The 17,463-nt window shown below is 58.8% G+C and carries 16 protein-coding genes; 14 read left to right on the top strand and 2 right to left on the bottom strand.

From position 1 onward, the window contains the following. Position 1 precedes the first annotated feature (1 nt). Both J7416_RS16960 and J7416_RS16965 read right to left on the bottom strand, forming a co-directional pair. Positions 2-1,318 carry an HlyD family type I secretion periplasmic adaptor subunit gene (locus J7416_RS16960; protein WP_209226464.1) on the bottom strand — a complete coding sequence of 439 codons (1,317 nt, stop codon included), beginning with the start codon at positions 1,316-1,318 and terminating at the stop codon, positions 2-4. Then, complete coding sequence (locus J7416_RS16965) at positions 1,318-3,015, bottom strand: type I secretion system permease/ATPase (RefSeq protein WP_209226602.1); 1,698 nt, start codon at positions 3,013-3,015, stop codon at positions 1,318-1,320. Before J7416_RS16965 ends, J7416_RS16960 begins: the two co-directional genes overlap by 1 nt. 248 nt (positions 3,016-3,263) lie before the next feature. On the opposite strand from J7416_RS16965, the gene J7416_RS16970 reads away from it, so the two are divergent. The 14 genes from J7416_RS16970 to J7416_RS17035 all read left to right on the top strand — a co-directional run bounded on the left by J7416_RS16970 (position 3,264) and on the right by J7416_RS17035 (position 17,454). Continuing rightward, on the top strand, positions 3,264-4,274 hold the full coding sequence (locus J7416_RS16970; protein ID WP_209226466.1) for a GlxA family transcriptional regulator: 1,011 nt from the start codon (positions 3,264-3,266) through the stop codon (positions 4,272-4,274). 137 nt (positions 4,275-4,411) lie between these two features. Then, a complete protein-coding gene (locus tag J7416_RS16975; protein ID WP_209226467.1) occupies positions 4,412-5,551 on the top strand; it encodes a ring-hydroxylating oxygenase subunit alpha in 1,140 nt (379 codons plus the stop codon). After that, a complete protein-coding gene (betC, locus tag J7416_RS16980) occupies positions 5,548-7,083 on the top strand; it encodes a choline-sulfatase (protein WP_209226469.1) in 1,536 nt (511 codons plus the stop codon). The genes J7416_RS16975 and betC overlap by 4 nt, the downstream gene beginning before the upstream one ends. Next, the gene (locus tag J7416_RS16985; RefSeq protein ID WP_209226470.1) at positions 7,080-7,871 is read left to right on the top strand and encodes an SDR family oxidoreductase; all 792 of its coding nucleotides are present in this window, start codon (positions 7,080-7,082) and stop codon (positions 7,869-7,871) included. The genes betC and J7416_RS16985 overlap by 4 nt, the downstream gene beginning before the upstream one ends. After that, positions 7,868-8,797 carry a 3-keto-5-aminohexanoate cleavage protein gene (locus tag J7416_RS16990; RefSeq protein ID WP_209226471.1) on the top strand — a complete coding sequence of 310 codons (930 nt, stop codon included), beginning with the start codon at positions 7,868-7,870 and terminating at the stop codon, positions 8,795-8,797. Before J7416_RS16985 ends, J7416_RS16990 begins: the two co-directional genes overlap by 4 nt. Before the next feature lie 11 nt (positions 8,798-8,808). After that, complete coding sequence (locus J7416_RS16995; protein ID WP_209226473.1) at positions 8,809-10,227, top strand: aminobutyraldehyde dehydrogenase; 1,419 nt, start codon at positions 8,809-8,811, stop codon at positions 10,225-10,227. Continuing rightward, positions 10,227-10,967, top strand: coding sequence for an SDR family oxidoreductase (locus J7416_RS17000; RefSeq protein ID WP_209226475.1), 741 nt, complete (start codon positions 10,227-10,229; stop codon positions 10,965-10,967). The genes J7416_RS16995 and J7416_RS17000 overlap by 1 nt, the downstream gene beginning before the upstream one ends. Next, positions 10,967-11,893, top strand: coding sequence for a 3-hydroxyacyl-CoA dehydrogenase NAD-binding domain-containing protein (locus J7416_RS17005; protein ID WP_209226477.1), 927 nt, complete (start codon positions 10,967-10,969; stop codon positions 11,891-11,893). Before J7416_RS17000 ends, J7416_RS17005 begins: the two co-directional genes overlap by 1 nt. Positions 11,894-12,071: 178 nt before the next feature. Further along, positions 12,072-13,052 carry a biotin synthase BioB gene (bioB, locus tag J7416_RS17010; RefSeq protein ID WP_209226478.1) on the top strand — a complete coding sequence of 327 codons (981 nt, stop codon included), beginning with the start codon at positions 12,072-12,074 and terminating at the stop codon, positions 13,050-13,052. After that, positions 13,049-14,182, top strand: coding sequence for an 8-amino-7-oxononanoate synthase (locus J7416_RS17015; protein WP_209226480.1), 1,134 nt, complete (start codon positions 13,049-13,051; stop codon positions 14,180-14,182). Before bioB ends, J7416_RS17015 begins: the two co-directional genes overlap by 4 nt. Further along, the gene (bioD, locus tag J7416_RS17020) at positions 14,179-14,799 is read left to right on the top strand and encodes a dethiobiotin synthase (RefSeq protein WP_209226481.1); all 621 of its coding nucleotides are present in this window, start codon (positions 14,179-14,181) and stop codon (positions 14,797-14,799) included. Before J7416_RS17015 ends, bioD begins: the two co-directional genes overlap by 4 nt. Beyond that, positions 14,796-16,082, top strand: a complete 1,287-nt coding sequence (gene bioA / locus J7416_RS17025; protein ID WP_209226483.1) for an adenosylmethionine--8-amino-7-oxononanoate transaminase — start codon at positions 14,796-14,798, stop codon at positions 16,080-16,082. Before bioD ends, bioA begins: the two co-directional genes overlap by 4 nt. After that, complete coding sequence (locus tag J7416_RS17030; RefSeq protein ID WP_209226484.1) at positions 16,079-16,699, top strand: pimeloyl-ACP methyl esterase BioG family protein; 621 nt, start codon at positions 16,079-16,081, stop codon at positions 16,697-16,699. Before bioA ends, J7416_RS17030 begins: the two co-directional genes overlap by 4 nt. Continuing rightward, a complete protein-coding gene (locus J7416_RS17035) occupies positions 16,696-17,454 on the top strand; it encodes a methyltransferase (RefSeq protein ID WP_209226485.1) in 759 nt (252 codons plus the stop codon). The genes J7416_RS17030 and J7416_RS17035 overlap by 4 nt, the downstream gene beginning before the upstream one ends. Positions 17,455-17,463: the final 9 nt, after the last annotated feature.

Consider the following 17,463-nt stretch of genomic DNA (forward strand, 5'->3'; position numbering starts at 1 on the left):
ATCATTCCCGGAAAGCGCGGTTGAAGTAGTCCGCCAAAGGCTTCACGAGGTACGAAAGCGGTGTTCGCTCATCCGTTTTGATCAGCGTCTCAACCGGCATGCCAGGCAGCAGTTCCTGACCGTTCAAACGTTCGACCTGGCCTTCTTGTGGTACAACCTCGGCGCGATAAAATGTCTGGCCCGTGTTATCATCCGTGAAGGTGTCCGCCGAGACAGTAATGACCTGCCCGTCAATCTCAGGAGTTTCACGTTGGTTGAACGCGGGAAACCGCAACAAGACCGGCTGGCCCACATGCAACTGGTCTACGTGAATCGCATCAACCCGGGCCGCGACCAGCAAGGGTGTGTCCTGTGGCACGAGATACATCATGGGTTCCGCAGGCTGTATCACCGACTGCAGCGCGAAGACCTGGCTGCCATAGACCGTGCCAGAAACCGGTGCGCGAATATCCAGTCGGGACAGGCGTGTGTCCAAGGACAGGCGACGTTCAGCCAGCTCTGAAATCTGCGATTGAATATCCCGCAGGGTCGAGATCGCCTCTTCCCGTCGGGTTGCTTCCAGTTCCACAATCGCAATCTCGGTTCCCGAAATTTGTCCTTTCAGACGCGCAACGGCAGCTTCCAGGCGGCCAATGTCGCCGGTCAGGCTGGCCTCTTCGCGCAGCAGGGCCGACACGCGGCTTGCCTGTGTGAGGCCGCGCTGAAACAGGCTTTGTTGGTCTTCCAGCTCTTCCTGAATCAACTCGACTTGACGGCGCAGCGAGACGAGCTGCGCCTCAGTTCCGGCAATTTCGCTTTCGATCTGAATGGTTTGTTTGCTCAGCTGTTCCGTTTGCTGGTTTAACGTGTTCAGGCGCGCCTCGAACAGACGCTGTTGACCGGCAATCAAATCAGGGTCGATGTTTTCCTGTTGCTGAATCTCGGCCAGTTGAATGGCCAGCGATTCCGCATCCGCACCATCGCGTTCAGCCTCGAGCCGGGCCCGACGGGCCAGCAGCTCGAACAGCTGCGCTTCGACGATGGTTTTTTCGGAAGACAAGAACGTGTCGTCCAGCCGTAACAGCAGATCGCCATTGCTGACAGCATCACCGTCCCGCACGTAGATTTCGCCGACAACACCGCCGTCGGGATGCTCGATCACCTGGCGGTTGCTTTCAACTTCAATAATGCCCTGTGAGACGATCGCGCCGGCCAGCCGAGTCTTAACCGCCCAAAGGCCCAAGCCGCCGACAAGAATACCCAAGGCCAGGAAGCCCACCAAAGCGGGGATCGTGATGCGCCATACTTGGCGCGGAGTTTTTGCCGCTGTGTCCTGCATCAGTTGCTAGCCTTGCTGAGATTGCGCTTGATCGACCCTGCGTTTTGCACGACCGCACCCAACACTTCGTCCCGCGGTCCGGCCTTTACCACCTGACCGCGCTCGACAACCACGAGGTCGTCACATTCTGAGATGGCCTGAGGCCGGTGGGTCATGATAATCGCAGATCTGCCCTCGGCCTTGAGCCCGCGGATCGCGGCGTTCAACGCCTCGGTCCCATCCGCATCCAGTGCCGAGTTTGGTTCATCCAGGATCAACAGGACCGGGCTTCCATACAAGGCGCGCGCCAGGGCGATCCGTTGTTTCTGCCCACCAGATAGTTGACTGTCATTGCCTTCAAGAATGGTGTCATACCCTTTTTCCAGCGTCAGGATCAGATCATGTGCGTTGGCTTTCTTAGCAGCTGCAACAACCGCGTTGGGATCGGGGTCTTCGGACATACGCGCGATGTTTTCCGTGACAGTTCCGTTGAACAGGGTGACCTCTTGCGGCAGGTATCCTATATGCTGACCCAGATCGGTCGCGTCATATTGATCCAGAGTTGCGCCGCCTAGGCGGATCTCACCCGCGGCTGGCTTCCAAATGCCCAACAGCGCCTTTGCCAGCGTGGATTTTCCCGACCCGCTTTTGCCGATAACACCAAGCGCGCGTCCTGGCGTAAGCTCGAGCGAGACATTGCGCAAAGTCGGAGCCTCAGCGCCGGGTGGGATCACCGTCACACCCTTGGCGGTCAGTTGGGCCGCGGGCGCAGGTAGTTTGGTTCGGGGCATCTCGGGCGGGGTGGCATCAAGGAACCGGTTCAGTGACGTCCACGCGGTTCGCGCGCGTTCAACGACGCCCCATTGTCCTACGACCTGCTCAACCGGTGCCAACGCCCGCCCCAGCAGGATCGAGCCTGCAATCATCGCGCCGGGGGTCAGCTCGTTGCGCAAGACAAGCAAGGCACCAAGCGCCAACATCGCAGATTGCAGGAACAGTCGAAGTGACTTGGTCACAGACGTGAAGCTGCCAGTCCAGTCACTCGCGGCGATTGTTTGTTGCAAAGCGTTTGTGCGCTGCCTTTGCCACCGCCGGGTAATATCTTCTTGCATCCCTTGTGCCCGGACGACCTCGGCAGCTTGTCTTGCATGTTCCGAGAAGTTGTTGGCCTTGGCGGACGCGGATTGTGCCAAAGCGACTTTACGGCGTGTCAGCACCTGGTTGAGCAGGGCTATGACCACCAAAAGCGAACCACCCGCGACGGCCAGCCAACCCAGAAGAGGATGAAAGAGAAAGATGGCGGCAACAAAAACCGGCGTCCAGGGGATATCCATGACTGCCAGCAGCACCGGAGACGAACATAGGTTCTGAATCGACTCGAGATCTCGCAGCGCCGTTGCGGGGGCGGCACGAGCGCGCGGGTGCAGCGACCGACGCAAGGTTGCGTCGAATACGCGTTCGTCCAGCTGTGTTTGAAACCGCGCGCCAAACCGCGCGACAATCCGGCCGCGCGCAAAATCGAGCATTGCCATCAGGCCGTACAGCAGCGCCACCAACAGGAACAGCGCCGCCAGAGTTTCTACAGCCCGTGACCCCAGAACGCGATCATAGACCTGCAGCATGAACAGCGGACCGGTCAGCATGAGCAAATTGACAAAGATACTGAACAGAAATGCCAGCGCCAGGAATGTGATCCCCTGATTGCGCGCGGATTGCATTTCACGTCGAGGCTGCGCGGCCATGCGGTTCTCAGTGTTCACGAACAAGGGCTTTCGTATTTGTTGTTCCGGCATTGAATGCGTGCATTCGGCGGCATCCTAAACGGATGCTCCAGTGGTGGAAATGCACCTTTTTCCGGATTGTCCATATGTCGCCGACGCGGTTTCACGTTTGGCACCCAACTTGCGCGAACAGGACAAAAGTTATTTTGTTGACCCGGACTATCTTCGGACAAGGCCCATGCCAAATGGAACGTGACGCAGACCCCGTTACCCGAGTGCTTGTGGTCGTCGCGCCCAGCTTCAACATGGCGGCGACGATGGGGTTCATCGATCCTTTTCGCGCGGCCAACTATTTGGACGGAAAGCCGTATTTCAAATGGGATTTCGCATCAGAAACGGGTGGCCCCTGTGTCGCCAGCAACGGGGCCGAGATTGCCACCGTTGCTCTGAGTGACGTTCCTTCGGCGGATATCGTGATCGTATCCACAAGCTGGACACCGGAAAAGCACGTGACCCAAAAAACCGAAAACGCTTTGCGGCACTGGGCCCGAAGCGGTGCGACTTTGGGGGCTCTGGATACCGGAGCGTTTATTCTGGCTCAGGCCGGATTGTTGAAGGGGCACAGAGCGACGGTTCATTACGAGCATATCGATGCTTTTCAGGAACTATATCCGGATGTCGAAGTGGTCGAGAATCTGTTCGTGCTGGACGGCAATCGCATCTCGTGTTGTGGCGGAAGTGCTGCGGTGGACTTCGGCTTGCAGATTGTTCAGGGCATCTATGGAAGTGCTTTGGCGAATGCGGCAGCCAGATATGTCTTTCATGACCGCCTCAGAGGACCATCCGAGATGCAGCAACCACAAGGCAGCGAGCCTTTGGGCACGACGGTTCCCGCCAAGTTGAGGGCCGCTATCCAGGCGATGGAGGCCAATCTGGAAGAGCCTGTGCCCGTCCCGGAGATTTGCAGGAAGGTCGGCATATCGCATCGGCAGTTGGATCGTTTGTTTTCAACATTCATCAAGAAAACGCCTGCGCTCTATTATCGCGATATCCGGTTGGACAGGGCGCGGGGGTTGGTGACGCAGACCGAGTTACCAATAGCTGAGGTCGCAATGGCATCTGGATTCGCCAGCCAGGTGCATTTCAGCCGCGCTTACAAACAACGGTTTGGCCTTCCGCCAAGTCGTGACCGGATTGAAGGTCGCGTTCCGTTTGAATTCCGGGCATGGCCGATGCACCGCAAGCCTGCGAGTTGAAGTCCTGACTTCGCTAATTGGCGAAAAAAATCAAATCCGAGGCGAAAATAGTTCTGAAATCCCGCCCGATTGCTAGGATTATTTCGTCCACTAGCCAGCAATGGGTCATTGCCTGACCCCGAGTTGTGGAGTTTCCAATGAGCGAGCTGCCGTCCAAAGAACAATTCAAGCGGATATCCGATGGTTTCAGCCCGGATCCTTTCAACACGAGCTCACTAAAGGCCGAAGCCTATGTCGATCCAGCTTGGCATCAGGTGGATTTGAATGAAATCATTGCAAAAACGTGGCAATGGGTCTGCCACGTTGAAAAGCTGCGCACGCCTGGTTCCTATTTCACGGTTGAGATTGCGGGCCGCCCTATCGCCGTAGTGCGCGATCGTGAAGGCGAGTTGCGCGCCTTTTACAACGTCTGCAAACACCGTGCGCATCACTTGCTGACCGGTGAGGGCGAGACAACGCGCATCATGTGCCCCTACCACGCTTGGGTATACAAGCTGGACGGCCAGTTGGTTCGTGCGCCGGAAACTGAGAACTTATCAGACTTTGACACCAGGGATATCTGCCTGGATCAGGTTCAGGTGGAAGAGTTTGCAGGCTTTGTCTTCGTCAACCTCGACCCATCGGCGCGCCCATTGCGAGAGATGTCTGGTGATCTCGAAACCGAGATTCGCCACTGGGCCCCGGACATCGAAAATCTGACCTTCGGCCATCGACTGGCCTATGACATCAAGTCCAACTGGAAGAACGTCGTCGACAATTTTCTGGAATGCTATCACTGCCCAACCGCGCATAAGGATTTCTGTGATCTGGTCGATATGGACACCTATAAGGTGACCACATACGGCATTTACTCCAGCCATATGGCCGAGGCGGGCAAGGGTGCGAACACCGCCTATGATGTGTCAAATGCGACCGTGCGCACCCATGCGGTCTGGTGGCTGTGGCCCACGACCTGCCTTATGCGTTATCCGGGCCGGTCCTCGATGATCGTTCTGAACATCATCCCCGTTGGCCCCGACCGGACGCTTGAGACCTACGATTTCTTCCTCGAGACCCCCGAGCCGGACGAAGCCGAGCTTGAGGCCATCCGGTATCTGGATGAGGTTCTGCAGCGCGAAGACATCGACATCGTCGAAAGCGTTCAGCGCGGGATGAGCACGCCAGCCTTCACCCAGGGCCGGATTGTGCATGATCCGAACGGCTCGGGCAAATCCGAACATGCGGTGCATCACTTCCACGGGCTGGTTCTGGATGCTTACGCAAAGGCTGCTCCGTGACACGGCCTAACATTGTTGTGGTCATGGCTGACCAACTGGCGCCGCATTTCTGCGGAGCTTATGGGCACCCAACGGCGAGAACGCCCCACATAGATGCACTGGCGGCTCGCGGAATGCGATTTGACGCGGCCTATTGTAACTCGCCGCTCTGCGCCCCGTCGCGTTTTGCCTTCATGTCCGGGCAACTGATCAGCCGGATTGCGGCCTATGACAACGCCAGTGAGTTCCGGGCCTCGGTCCCGACTTTCGCACATTACCTCAAAGCGTTGGGGTATCGCACATGCTTGTCCGGCAAAATGCACTTTATCGGTCCTGATCAGAAGCATGGGTTCCAGGATCGCGTCACCACCGATATCTACCCGGCCGATTTCGCCTGGACCCCGGATTGGGAGGCGTCGGACGAACGCATCGACAAGTGGTATCACAACATGCAGACGGTCAAGGAAAGCGGCGAGGCCGTCGCGACCTATCAGACCGATTATGATGACGAGGTCGAGTTTGCGGCACGTCGCTGGCTGATCGACCGGGGTAGGGATCGGGCAGCAGGGGATGCCGCGCCGTTCTGTCTGGTGGCCAGTTTCATCCATCCGCATGATCCATACGTGGCCAAGCCCGATTGGTGGAACCTTTATTCGGACGCGGATGTGCCGATGCCCGAATTTACCCTGACGCCCGATGAACAAGACCCGTTCTCGCGTCGGGTGATGGATGGGATCGAGGCGAGTTATGTGCCTTTAACAGACGAAGAGGTTCTGCGCGCCCGCCGCGCCTATCTGGCCAATGTTAGCTATTTCGACAGCAAGGTCGGTGCGATGGTCAAGGCGCTGGAAGAGATTGATGAGCTTGAAAACACCATCGTCATCGTCACAGCTGATCATGGGGACATGCTGGGTGAACGTGGCCTCTGGTACAAGATGAACTTCTTCGAACACTCGGCTCGGGTACCACTTATCATGGCCGGTCCGGGCGTGGTGCCGGGAAATGCGTCAAATGCCTGCTCCTTGCTGGATCTTTTGCCGACTTTTGTGGACATCGCGGGAGGCTCGGACGACCTTTACGGTGAACCAGTCGATGGGCGGTCTCTGATGCCGTTGGCACGCGGAGAGGCTGATCCGGTCGACGAAGCCATCGGTGAATACTGCGCCGAGATGACACCCTATCCGGTCTTTATGATCCGGCGCGGGACGCTGAAATACATCCATTGCGATCCCGATCCCCCACAGCTTTATGATCTGACCGCTGATCCGCTGGAAAAGGTGAACGTCGCAGACGATCCGGCATACGCAGATCAGACTGCTGCGTTCGCTGCTGAGGTTGCCCGACGATGGGACAGCGAAAAACTGCGCGCCGACGTGATGGCCACCCAGAAATCCCGCCGGGCACTGCATGCGGCGATGGAAGCCGGCGCGGGTGAGGTCTGGGATTACAACCCGCCGCGCAACGCCACACAGGAATATGTACGCAATCATATGGATTGGACGGTGGCCGCAGCGCGCTACCGATACCCGCCGTTGAAGGAGAACCACGAATGATGCTGGAGGGCAAAACCGCCTTGGTGACCGGAGGGCGTGGCGGGATCGGGCGCGCCATCGTCTCGCGATTTCTGCGCGAAGGCGCGCGGGTTTATGCAGCCGACCTTACCCCTCAGGGGTCGTTGGCCGCGCATGACGACGACGGCAGCGTTTTTGTAAAACTGGATGTCACGCAAGAAGCAGATGCAATAGCCGCGATGGAGCAGGTTGGGGCCGCAGAGGGCAAGCTGGACATTCTGGTCAACGCTGCAGGGATCGAGATCGAGAAGACGATCGAAGAGACCACTCTGGACGAATGGAACCTGTCCTTTGCGGTCAATGTAACGGGGACTTTCCTGACCTCGAAACACGCCCTGCCGCTGATGCGGAAGGTGACCAAGGGCAGCACCGCCTCGATCATCAATTTCGGCAGCTATGACGGGTTCATCGCCGACCCGGGTCTTGCCGCCTATTGCGCGACAAAAGGCGCTGTGCATGCGCTGACCAAGGCCATGGCCTGCGATCACGGCCCCGAAGGTATTCGCGTCAATGCGATTTGCCCGGGATACGTCGACACGCCGATGTTGCAGAGCTTTTTCACAGGCGATGGCTCGGGCGGCGGTGGCAAGACCATCGACCAGTTGCAACAGGCTGTGCGCGACGTGCACCCGATGCGTACCTACGGCACGCCCGAGGACATTGCCAATCTGGTCAATTGGCTGGCCTCGGACGAGGCGCGCTATGCCAGCGGGCAACTCTGGGTTCTGGACGGAGGGCTGAGTGCGCAGGTTCAGCAGATGAAGCTATGAGCAAACCTGTCATCATCACATGCGCTCCGACTGGCGGTATCCACACGCCAACCATGTCGGAACACCTGCCGATCACACCGAACGAAATCACCGAAGCCAGCATAGGCGCGGTTGAGGCCGGGGCGTCGATCATCCACCTGCATGCAAGAAACCCGGAAGACGGCCGCCCGGATGCGGACCCTGATTTGTTCATGCAATTCCTGCCGCGCATCAAACAGGCGACCGGTGCGGTGATGAACGTCTCGACCGGCGGCGGGCTGGGTATGACGCGCGAGGAACGCCTGCGCGCCGCCCTGCGGGCCAGTCCGGAAATGGCCAGCATGAATATGGGGTCAATGAACTTCGGCATCTTCCCGATGATGCAGAAATATTCGGAGTGGAAACACGAGTGGGAGCCCGAGTTTCTGGGCATGACCCGCGATTTCATATTTCGCAACACCTTCGCCGATATCGAATACGCGATGAAGGAGCTGGGCGATGGCCACGGAACCAAGTTCGAGTTCGAATGCTACGACCTTGGCCACCTCTATAACTTGGCATGGGTGGTCGATCAGGGCTGGGTCAAGCCGCCGTTCTTTGTCCAGATGGTGTTTGGCATTTTGGGTGGGGTCGGGGCGGATCTGGACAACCTGATGCACATGCACACGATTGCCGAAAAGCTGTTCGGCGGCAGTTATGAGTGGTCGGTTTTGGCCGCGGGCCGTCACCAGATGGCCTTTACCACACAAGCAGCGCTGTTGGGTGGCAACGTGCGGGTGGGGTTGGAGGACAGCCTGTATATCGGCGCCGGAGAAAAGGCGAAATCCAACGCTGATCAGGTGCATAAAATCCGTTCAATAATCGAAAACCTTGGCCTGTCGGTCGCCACTCCGGACGAGGCGCGCCAGCGGCTCGGCCTGAAGGGCAATGACCAGACGGCATTCTGATGGGGGAACGCATGCAGACAAAGATGTTGATCAATGGCGAGATGGTCGAGGGGGGCGGGGACGCTCTGCCTGTGTTGGACCCGGCGACCGGAGAGGCCGTTGCCCAAGTGCCAGAGGCTTCAGCCGATCAGATCGAAGCGGCAACCCGCGCGGCCGAGGAAGCCTTTGATACCTATCGCCTCACACCGCCTGCTGAACGGTCAGCGCTGCTTTTGGCCGTTGCGGATGTCATTGAAGAGAACATCGAGGAACTGGCCGAGCTGGAGACGCTCGACGTCGGAAAGCCCTGGCCGATGGCGTGTGATGAAGAGATGCCGCTGACAATCGACACCTTTCGGTTCATGGCAGGGGCGGCGCGCACCATGACAGGATCGGTCGCGGGGGAGTATGCGGCAGGCCATACCTCGATGATCCGCAAGGATCCTATCGGGCCCGTAGCCTCGATCGCGCCGTGGAATTATCCCCTGATGATGGCGGCTTGGAAAATTGCTGCGCCACTAGCAGCAGGCTGCACCATCGTGATGAAGCCGTCCGAGATTACGCCGCTGGCCACGCTGCGGCTGGCCGAGATGCTGGCGGATGTGTTGCCCAAAGGCGTTCTGAACGTTGTCCACGGTCGAGGAGGGTCGGTTGGCGATACACTGATCAATGACCCAAGAATCGAAGGGATTTCGGTTACCGGCTCGCCCGCGACCGGAATGGCGGCTATGCGGGCGGCGTCGAACCAGATCCGCCACGTCCATCTGGAACTTGGTGGCAAGGCTCCGGTCATTGTCTTTGATGACGCGGATATCGACGCGGTGACCGAAACGATCCGTTACGGTTCGTTTTTCAACGCCGGGCAGGATTGCGCACAGCCGTGCCGTGTCATGGTTCAAGACGGGGTTTACGACCGGTTGGTTGCCGCAGTGGCTGAACAGGTGAGCCAAATTCAGATCGGCGCACCCAAGGCTGATGGCACCGAAATGGGGCCCATCGTGTCCGCAGTTCAACGCGACCGCGTTGCCGGTTTCGTCGACCGCGCCCGCAGCAGCGCCGAGATCGCCGTCGGCGGTAAAGCGGGCGACGGAGCAGGGTTCTTCTATCATCCGACAGTAGTGGCGAACGTGGACAATGATGCTGAGATTGCCTGCAACGAGGTGTTTGGCCCCGTCGTTACACTGTCACGATTTACGGATGCTGAGGACGCTCTGCGCGTCGCCAATGCCGGGCGTTACGGCTTGGCTTCGTCGGTCTGGACCAAGGATGTGTCGACCGCGATGCAGATGACCTCGCGTCTGCGCTATGGCATGACCTGGGTAAACACGCATGGGATGCCCGCCGCCGAAATGCCATGGGCGGCGATGAAGGGATCAGGGACCGGCTGCGATATGTCAGTCTATGCGCTGGATGCATACACCTCGGTGCGTCATGTGATGGTGGCGCACTGATGCGGCTGGTCGGGAAAAAAGCGCTGGTCACCGGTGGCCGCCAGGGGATCGGGCGTGGAATCGTCGAGGCCTTCGTTCGCGAAGGCGCGGTTGTCACCACCTGCGGCCGAGGGCCGAGGCCCGAGGGGCTGTCAGACAACATTATCTGGTATCCGCTGGACGTTACGGACGCTATCGCCGTCGGTGAACTCGCTGAAACGACCGGTGCCACCGATATCCTGGTCAACAATGCGGGGGTTCAGGTCGAAAAGACTGTGGCCGACAGCACGGATGCGGATTGGGAGGCGGTGATCGGGACCAATTGCCGGGGCGTATTCAACCTCTGCCGTGCCTACATCCCACGGATGCCTGAGGGCGGGTCGATCATCAATATCGGTTCGATCTCGGGCAAAGTCGCGGACCCGTCGATGGCGCTGTACAATGCATCCAAGGCATTTGTGCATGGCCTGACCCGGTCGATTGCTGTTGACCACGGTCCCGGAATTCGTTGCAACGCCATCTGTCCCGGTTGGATTGAAACCGGCATGTTGGATGCAGGCTTTGATCTGGCATCAGACCCGGACGCGGCGCGGAAGGATGCGCTGGCGCGGCACGCCGTGCGGAGGTTTGGCAAGCCCGAGGATATTGCAAGCATGGCGGTTTGGCTCGCCTCGGACGAGGCGGGCTTTGCAACCGGTCAGTTGTTCACGGTGGATGGCGGTATGACGGCTGCTTCGCCCCTTAATCCGGGATTGTTTTGATGGACACACAACATACAGCTTGTCTGGGTGGCGGTGTGATCGGTGCCAGCTGGGCCGCGCTGTTTCTGGCGTCGGGCCGTTCGGTTGCGATGTACGACCCGGACCCTGACGTTGAAAAAAAGGTGCGTGCCTATATCGAAGCGGCATGGCCTGCGCTTGTCGATTTGGGGCTGGCGGAGCGTGGCACGCCCGAGGCGCTCTCATTTAGCCCGAGCGCGGCCCGCGCTGTCGAAGGTGCCGCATTCGTCCAGGAAAACGTGCCCGAGCGGCTAGAAATCAAGCACGCCATTTTCGCTCAGATAGAATCCAGCCTGGACCCCGATGCAATCGTCGCCAGTTCTGCTTCGGGACTCACTCTTGGACAGATGCAGCCGGGGTGGAGAGATCCTGCGCGTTTTGTTCTGGGCCACCCGTTTAACCCTCCGCATCTGATCCCGCTGGTCGAGGTGCTGGGCAATGACAAAACCGCCGATGGCGTGGTCGAGGCAGCACAACGTTTCTACGAAAGCCTCGGCAAGACTACGATCCGCGTCAACAAAGAGGTGCCCGGTCACGTGGCCAACCGTCTCCAGGCTGCGATCTGGCGCGAAGCTATTCATCTGGTGACGTCTGGTGTCGCCTCGGTCGAAGATGTCGACAAAGCTGTTTGGGCAGGCCCCGGGCTGCGGTGGGCGGCAATGGGGCCAACGATGCTGTTCAACCTGGGTGCCGGTGAGGGCGGCCTGCGGGCCTTTTGCGATCACTTCACCCAAACGTTCAATGGTTGGTGGGATGACATGGGTGAGGTTTATCTGTCGGAAGGTGTGACCCGGCAACTGGTCGACGGCGTTCAGGCCGAGGCGCAAGGGAAAACGCCTGCTGAACTTTCGCAGCAACGCGATGCCCTGATCGTGGCCCTGCAAAAGTCGATATCGGGAATGCGATGACAAAGGCATTGGCGGCCGTCTTCTGGCGAATGTCAAAGCCCAGACCGGTGCGGGTACTGGTAAAGCGCAAATGCCGGAATCGGTCGGAATGACGCGGTCGGCAGATTCCAGTTGTGAATCCCTCCTTTATCTATAAAAGATCGGGTAGCCATGAGAGTTTGCGAAAAGTATCGATAAAATGAAAAACACCACACCGCTATGGTCCCGTGAAGATGCGCAAGCACTGTACGACCTTCCGCTGATGGATCTGTTGTTTCGCGCCCAGTCGGTGCATCGCGAAAACTTTGATCCCAACAAGGTTCAGACGTCCAAGCTGTTGTCGATCAAAACCGGCGGATGCGCCGAAGACTGTGCCTATTGCTCGCAATCGGCGCGCAATGGATCGAAACTGTCGGCCTCCAAGCTGATCGAGGTTCAGCGCGTTTTGACCGAAGCGCGCAAGGCGCGTGATGGCGGCGCAACCCGGTTCTGCATGGGCGCTGCCTGGCGTGAGCCGAAAGACCGGGACATGGATGCGCTGGTTGCCATGGTCGAAGGTGTGCGCGAGCTGGGCATGGAAACCTGCATGACCCTAGGCATGCTGGACGACAACCAGGTGATCCGCCTGCGCGACGCTGGTCTGGATTACTACAATCACAACATCGATACGTCCGAACGGTACTACTCCGAGGTCATCACAACGCGTACTTTTGCAGACCGGATCGACACGATGAACCGGGTGCAGGAAGCCGGAATCAAGGTCTGCTCTGGCGGTATCCTTGGTATGGGCGAAGAGGTTCAGGACCGCGTGGATATGCTGGTGACACTAGCCAATATGAATCCGGCACCGGACTCGGTTCCGATCAATATGCTGATGCCGCAGGAAGACACTCCGTTGGCCGATGCAAAGCCTATTGACCCGATCGATTTTGTCCGAGTTATCGCTGTTGCGCGCATCATGATGCCGAAATCCTATGTGCGCTTGTCGGCAGGTCGCAGCGACATGAGCGATGAGTTGCAAGCTATGTGCTTCTTCGCAGGTGCGAACTCGATGTTTGTTGGCGAAACGCTTTTGACGGCAGAGAACCCCGAAGAAGATACTGATGCCATCCTGTTTGCCAAGCTGGGACTGCAGGCTGAAACCGCATCGGATCAAACGTGTCTGGACGCTGCTGAATGAAAGCATTGAGTCGTCTGCGCTCGATGCTTGAACTGCTGGACACCCGGCACCGCCGTCGGGTGCTTGCCCCACGACGCGGTTTGGATTTTGCGTCCAACGACTACCTTGGGTTGGCGCAGTCTCCTGTTTTGCAGGACGCTGCGCAACAAGCCCTGGCACATGGCGTTCCGCTCGGATCGGGCGGATCGCGGTTGTTGCGCGGCAATCACCCGGAACATGAAGCGCTGGAGCGCGAGGCGGCCGCGTTCTTTGAGGCCGAAGCCGCCCTGTTCATGGGCGGCGGGTTTCAGGCGAACCAGGCGATTTTCTCGACCCTTCCGGCGGCCGAAGACCTGATCCTCTACGATGATTTGGTTCACGCAAGCGCGCATGAAGGTATGCGGATGGGGCGCGGCCAAACGCGGGCCTTTGCACATAATGACGTAGGTGCCGCGCGCCTGGCGATCGAGGATTGGCTGGCCGAGGGGGGGACGGGTCAAATCTGGATTGCCGTTGAAAGCGTTTATTCGATGGAAGGTGATCTGGCGCCTCTGGAGGCTCTATCTGATCTTGCCTGCGAATACGGTGCTATTCTGGTTGTGGACGAGGCCCATGCCACAGGTGTGTTCGGCCCGAACGGTCAGGGCCTTGCTCATGGTCTTAAGGCGGAACTGTTGACCTTGCACACATGCGGCAAAGGTCTTGGCGTTGCAGGAGGATTGATCTGTGGCCCTCGGGTCATGATTGATGCCCTTATCAACCGCGCCCGACCGTTTATCTTTGCGACGGCTCCTTCACCATTTAACGCAGCACTCGTCAGGGCCGTATTGCAGCACTTGCAGCAGGACACCACCCTGATCCGGGCTGCAATGTCCCGCATCCGGCATGCGCATGCCGTTGCGCAAAAGACCGGGATCGGCCGGGAGGCTCTGAACAGCCAGATCATTCCGGTTGTTCTGGGCGATGATGCCAAAACCATGGAAATGGCCGCAACGTTACAGGCCAAAGGCTTTGACGTTCGTGGTATCCGGCCGCCGACCGTTCCGCGCGGCACGTCGCGCCTGCGGGTTTCGATCACCGGGAATGTGGACGAGCAAGACATCAACGCTCTGTTCGAAACACTGGCACAACAACAGACGGAGGCGGCATGAGCGCTGTAATCGTCACAGGCACCGACACGGGTGTCGGCAAAACCGTATTTGCTGCGGGCCTGACCGCCGCGCTGGGTGCAACCTATTGGAAACCGGTTCAATCCGGGCTCGAAGATGCGACAGATACGGAAACGGTCGCATCTTTGTCCGGAGCCACGGTTCTCCCAGAGTCTTATCGGTTGAACATGCCAGCCTCACCGCACTTGTCGGCCGAGGATATGGGGCTCGAGATCGAGTCAGACCGCCTCGCTCTGCCGCAGGTCGATGGACCATTGGTGGTCGAAGGGGCTGGTGGCCTCATGGTGCCGCTGAATCGGAAGGTCTTTTTCCTCGATGTGATTTCGCAGTGGCAGGCCCCGGTGGTTCTGGTGGCGCGCACTGCGCTGGGGACGATCAACCACACCAGCCTGTCTCTGATGGCCCTGCGTCGCGCGGGCTGCAACGTCGCCGGCGTGGCTTTTGTCGGCGAGGCTGAACCCGATGTGGAGGAAACCATCGCTCAGATGTGTCAGGTCACCCATCTGGGACGCTTGCCACATATTGACCCACTGTCGCGAGCAACTCTGTCAGACGCCTTCGACACCATCGACGTGAATACGATTCGGGGGATGTTGTGACCGCGCTGGAATTTGACGCCCAAAATCTGTGGCACCCTTACACAAACGTTCTGAACCCCGGCCCGATGCACCTGATCACCGAGGCGGACGGGGTCTGGCTGACCCGTGAGGATGGCACCCGGATGATCGACGCCATGTCGTCATGGTGGTGCGCGGTGCACGGGCATCGTCATCCTGCGATCACAGCGGCGATGCAGGCGCAGTTGCAACAGATGCCACATGTGATGTTCGGGGGCCTGACTCATAACCCGGCGATTGAGCTCGGGCGCACCTTGGTGGATCTGCTGCCCGATGGCCTTGACCGGATTTTCTATAGCGACAGCGGATCGGTCGCGATCGAGGTCGCGTTGAAAATGGCCGTTCAGTATCAGATGGCGCTGGGGAACACCGGACGCACGCAATTCGCCACGATCCGGGGCGGCTATCATGGCGATACGTGGAAGGCGATGAGTGTCTGTGACCCCGTAAACGGCATGCACGGGCTGTTTAGCGGGGCGCTCTCGATCCAGCATTTCCTGCCGCGTCCGCCCATCTCGTTCGATGAGGACTGGACGGATGATTCCAGTTTGAACGGGCTGGACGCATTGGAGGAACTGCTGGAGGACAAGGCGGATCAGATCGCGGCGCTGATCCTCGAACCCGTGGTACAAGGCGCGGGTGGTATGTACTTCTATCACCCCAAGTGGCTGATGCGCGCGCAAGAGCTGTGCAAGGCTCATGATGTGCTCGTGATTTTTGATGAAATCGCCACTGGTTTCGGTCGTACAGGCGAGTTGTTTGCGATGCAGCACGCGGGCGTTGTTCCTGACATCGTCTGCCTCGGCAAGGCGCTGACCGGCGGGCACATCACTTTGTCCGCGACCGTTGCCACCGAGATGGTCGCCCGCAGGATCGGTGAAAGCGAGGCCGGTGTTCTGATGCATGGTCCGACCTATATGGCGAACCCGCTGGCTTGCGCGGCCGCTCTGGCAAGCCTGAACCAGTTGTCCGTTCGGGATTGGCGCGCCGAGGTTGATGGCATTGCCGAACAAATGAAGCAAGAGCTTGCCCCTGCGCGCGACTTGCCCGGTGTCGCTGATGTGCGTGTTCTTGGCGCTATCGGGGTCATTGAGATGGAGCAATGGGTTGACCCGTCGGTTGCCCATTCTTTGGCACCGGAAACAGGCGTTTGGCTACGGCCATTTGCACGCAACATCTACTGCATGCCACCCTTCATTATCTCAGCTGATGAACTCAGCCGTGTGACCGCGGCAATGGTTTCGCTGGTTCGGGGCATGTCATGAATCAGAGATGGTTGTCGCGCAATGGTACGAATGATCTGATCCTGATCTTTGGCGGGTGGGCGCTGGGAGCCGCGCCATTTGCAGGCCTTATCGGGGGTGCAGATGTGCTGTTCGTTGATGACTATGCCCAGTTGGACGATCCGCTGCCGGATCTTGAACAATATGACCAGGTTGATCTGATCGCCTTTTCCTTTGGCGTTGCCTCAGCGGGCCATTGGTTGGCACAAACTGGATTCCGCCCTAATCGCATGGTTGCGGTCAGCGGCACCTTGCGTCCAGCAGACCCTGAGCACGGTATTGCCCCGGATATGATCCGCGCCACGGCAGACAATCTGACCGAAAGCAGCTTTGCCAAGTTCTGTCGTCGCGCGGGTTTGGATGGGCCCGCACCTGAGATTGACATAGCCGCTGCGCAGGCCGAACTTCTCGCCGTGATTGACCGTGGCGATGCCCCACACGCGGCGTTCGACCGGATCTGGATTCCTGAACGGGACCGGGTCATTCCGACGCTCGCTCAAGAGGCCGCTTGGGCCGATCAACTTGACGCCGTGCGCAGAATTGCTGCCCCGCATGTTCCATTTCGTGGTGGCCAAAGCTGGCAGGAGTGGTTGTCATGAACGCTCAGATCAGTGACCGGGTACAACGCAGCTTCAGCCGCAGTTTTCGCAGCTACCATGCCTCGGCGAGCCAACAGGCCGAAATCGCGGATCGCTTGGTGCATGAAATGCGCATTGGCGATGCACCCGTGCACTTTGCGACCGCTTTGGAATTTGGGTGTGGTACAGGGCATCTGACACATAGACTGTGTACCGCATTCGATTTTGAAAACCTGACGGTCAATGACTTGTCACCCGAAGCGGCGGAGACAGCTGCAGCTGTCGGCGCGGCGTTCATGTGCGGGGATGCCGAAACGGTTGAATGGCCCCATCGGCCCGATCTGATCACTTCGGCGTCGATGATCCAATGGCTGCACGACCCCCTACGCTTTTTGCAACGCGCGGCGCAATCTCTTGCCCCGGGGGGATGGTTGGCTGTGTCCGGCTTTGGGCCCGAGCAATACCGGGAACTTGTACGTGTCGGGTCAAATGCCAAAGCACCGGGCCTATGCGGCTCGAACGATCTGGTTGCGGCAGTCGAAGGGCAGTTGGACATCGTATCCAGTGGCGAGAGCCTCTCATCACTGTATTTCCCATCCCCGAGAAAGGTACTCGAGCACTTGCGCAAAACCGGGGTCAACGGGCGGGCGCAGAAGGTTTGGACAAAAACCAGCCTTGCGCAATTCACGGATCACTACGTCCGGGATTTTGGCACCGATGCCGGTGTTTCGCTGACCTATCATCCAACCTGGATCATTGCGCGCAAACCTTGGTAAACCCGTAAG

The sequence above is a fragment of the Ruegeria sp. R14_0 genome (assembly GCF_017743975.1).
In the GTDB taxonomy this organism is placed as follows: Bacteria; Pseudomonadota; Alphaproteobacteria; order Rhodobacterales; family Rhodobacteraceae; genus Ruegeria.

Bases quoted from the DNA above. Each gene is read 5' to 3' on its own strand.
- J7416_RS16960 (WP_209226464.1), bottom strand. From the start codon at position 1,318: ATGCAGGACACAGCGGCAAAAACTCCGCGCCAAGTATGGCGCATCACG.
- J7416_RS16965 (WP_209226602.1), bottom strand. From the start codon at position 3,015: ATGCAATCCGCGCGCAATCAGGGGATCACATTCCTGGCGCTGGCATTT.
- J7416_RS16970 (WP_209226466.1), top strand. From the start codon at position 3,264: ATGGAACGTGACGCAGACCCCGTTACCCGAGTGCTTGTGGTCGTCGCG.
- J7416_RS16975 (WP_209226467.1), top strand. From the start codon at position 4,412: ATGAGCGAGCTGCCGTCCAAAGAACAATTCAAGCGGATATCCGATGGT.
- J7416_RS16985 (WP_209226470.1), top strand. From the start codon at position 7,080: ATGATGCTGGAGGGCAAAACCGCCTTGGTGACCGGAGGGCGTGGCGGG.
- J7416_RS16990 (WP_209226471.1), top strand. From the start codon at position 7,868: ATGAGCAAACCTGTCATCATCACATGCGCTCCGACTGGCGGTATCCAC.
- J7416_RS16995 (WP_209226473.1), top strand. From the start codon at position 8,809: ATGCAGACAAAGATGTTGATCAATGGCGAGATGGTCGAGGGGGGCGGG.
- J7416_RS17000 (WP_209226475.1), top strand. From the start codon at position 10,227: ATGCGGCTGGTCGGGAAAAAAGCGCTGGTCACCGGTGGCCGCCAGGGG.
- J7416_RS17005 (WP_209226477.1), top strand. From the start codon at position 10,967: ATGGACACACAACATACAGCTTGTCTGGGTGGCGGTGTGATCGGTGCC.
- bioB (WP_209226478.1), top strand. From the start codon at position 12,072: ATGAAAAACACCACACCGCTATGGTCCCGTGAAGATGCGCAAGCACTG.
- J7416_RS17015 (WP_209226480.1), top strand. From the start codon at position 13,049: ATGAAAGCATTGAGTCGTCTGCGCTCGATGCTTGAACTGCTGGACACC.
- bioD (WP_209226481.1), top strand. From the start codon at position 14,179: ATGAGCGCTGTAATCGTCACAGGCACCGACACGGGTGTCGGCAAAACC.
- J7416_RS17030 (WP_209226484.1), top strand. From the start codon at position 16,079: ATGAATCAGAGATGGTTGTCGCGCAATGGTACGAATGATCTGATCCTG.
- J7416_RS17035 (WP_209226485.1), top strand. From the start codon at position 16,696: ATGAACGCTCAGATCAGTGACCGGGTACAACGCAGCTTCAGCCGCAGT.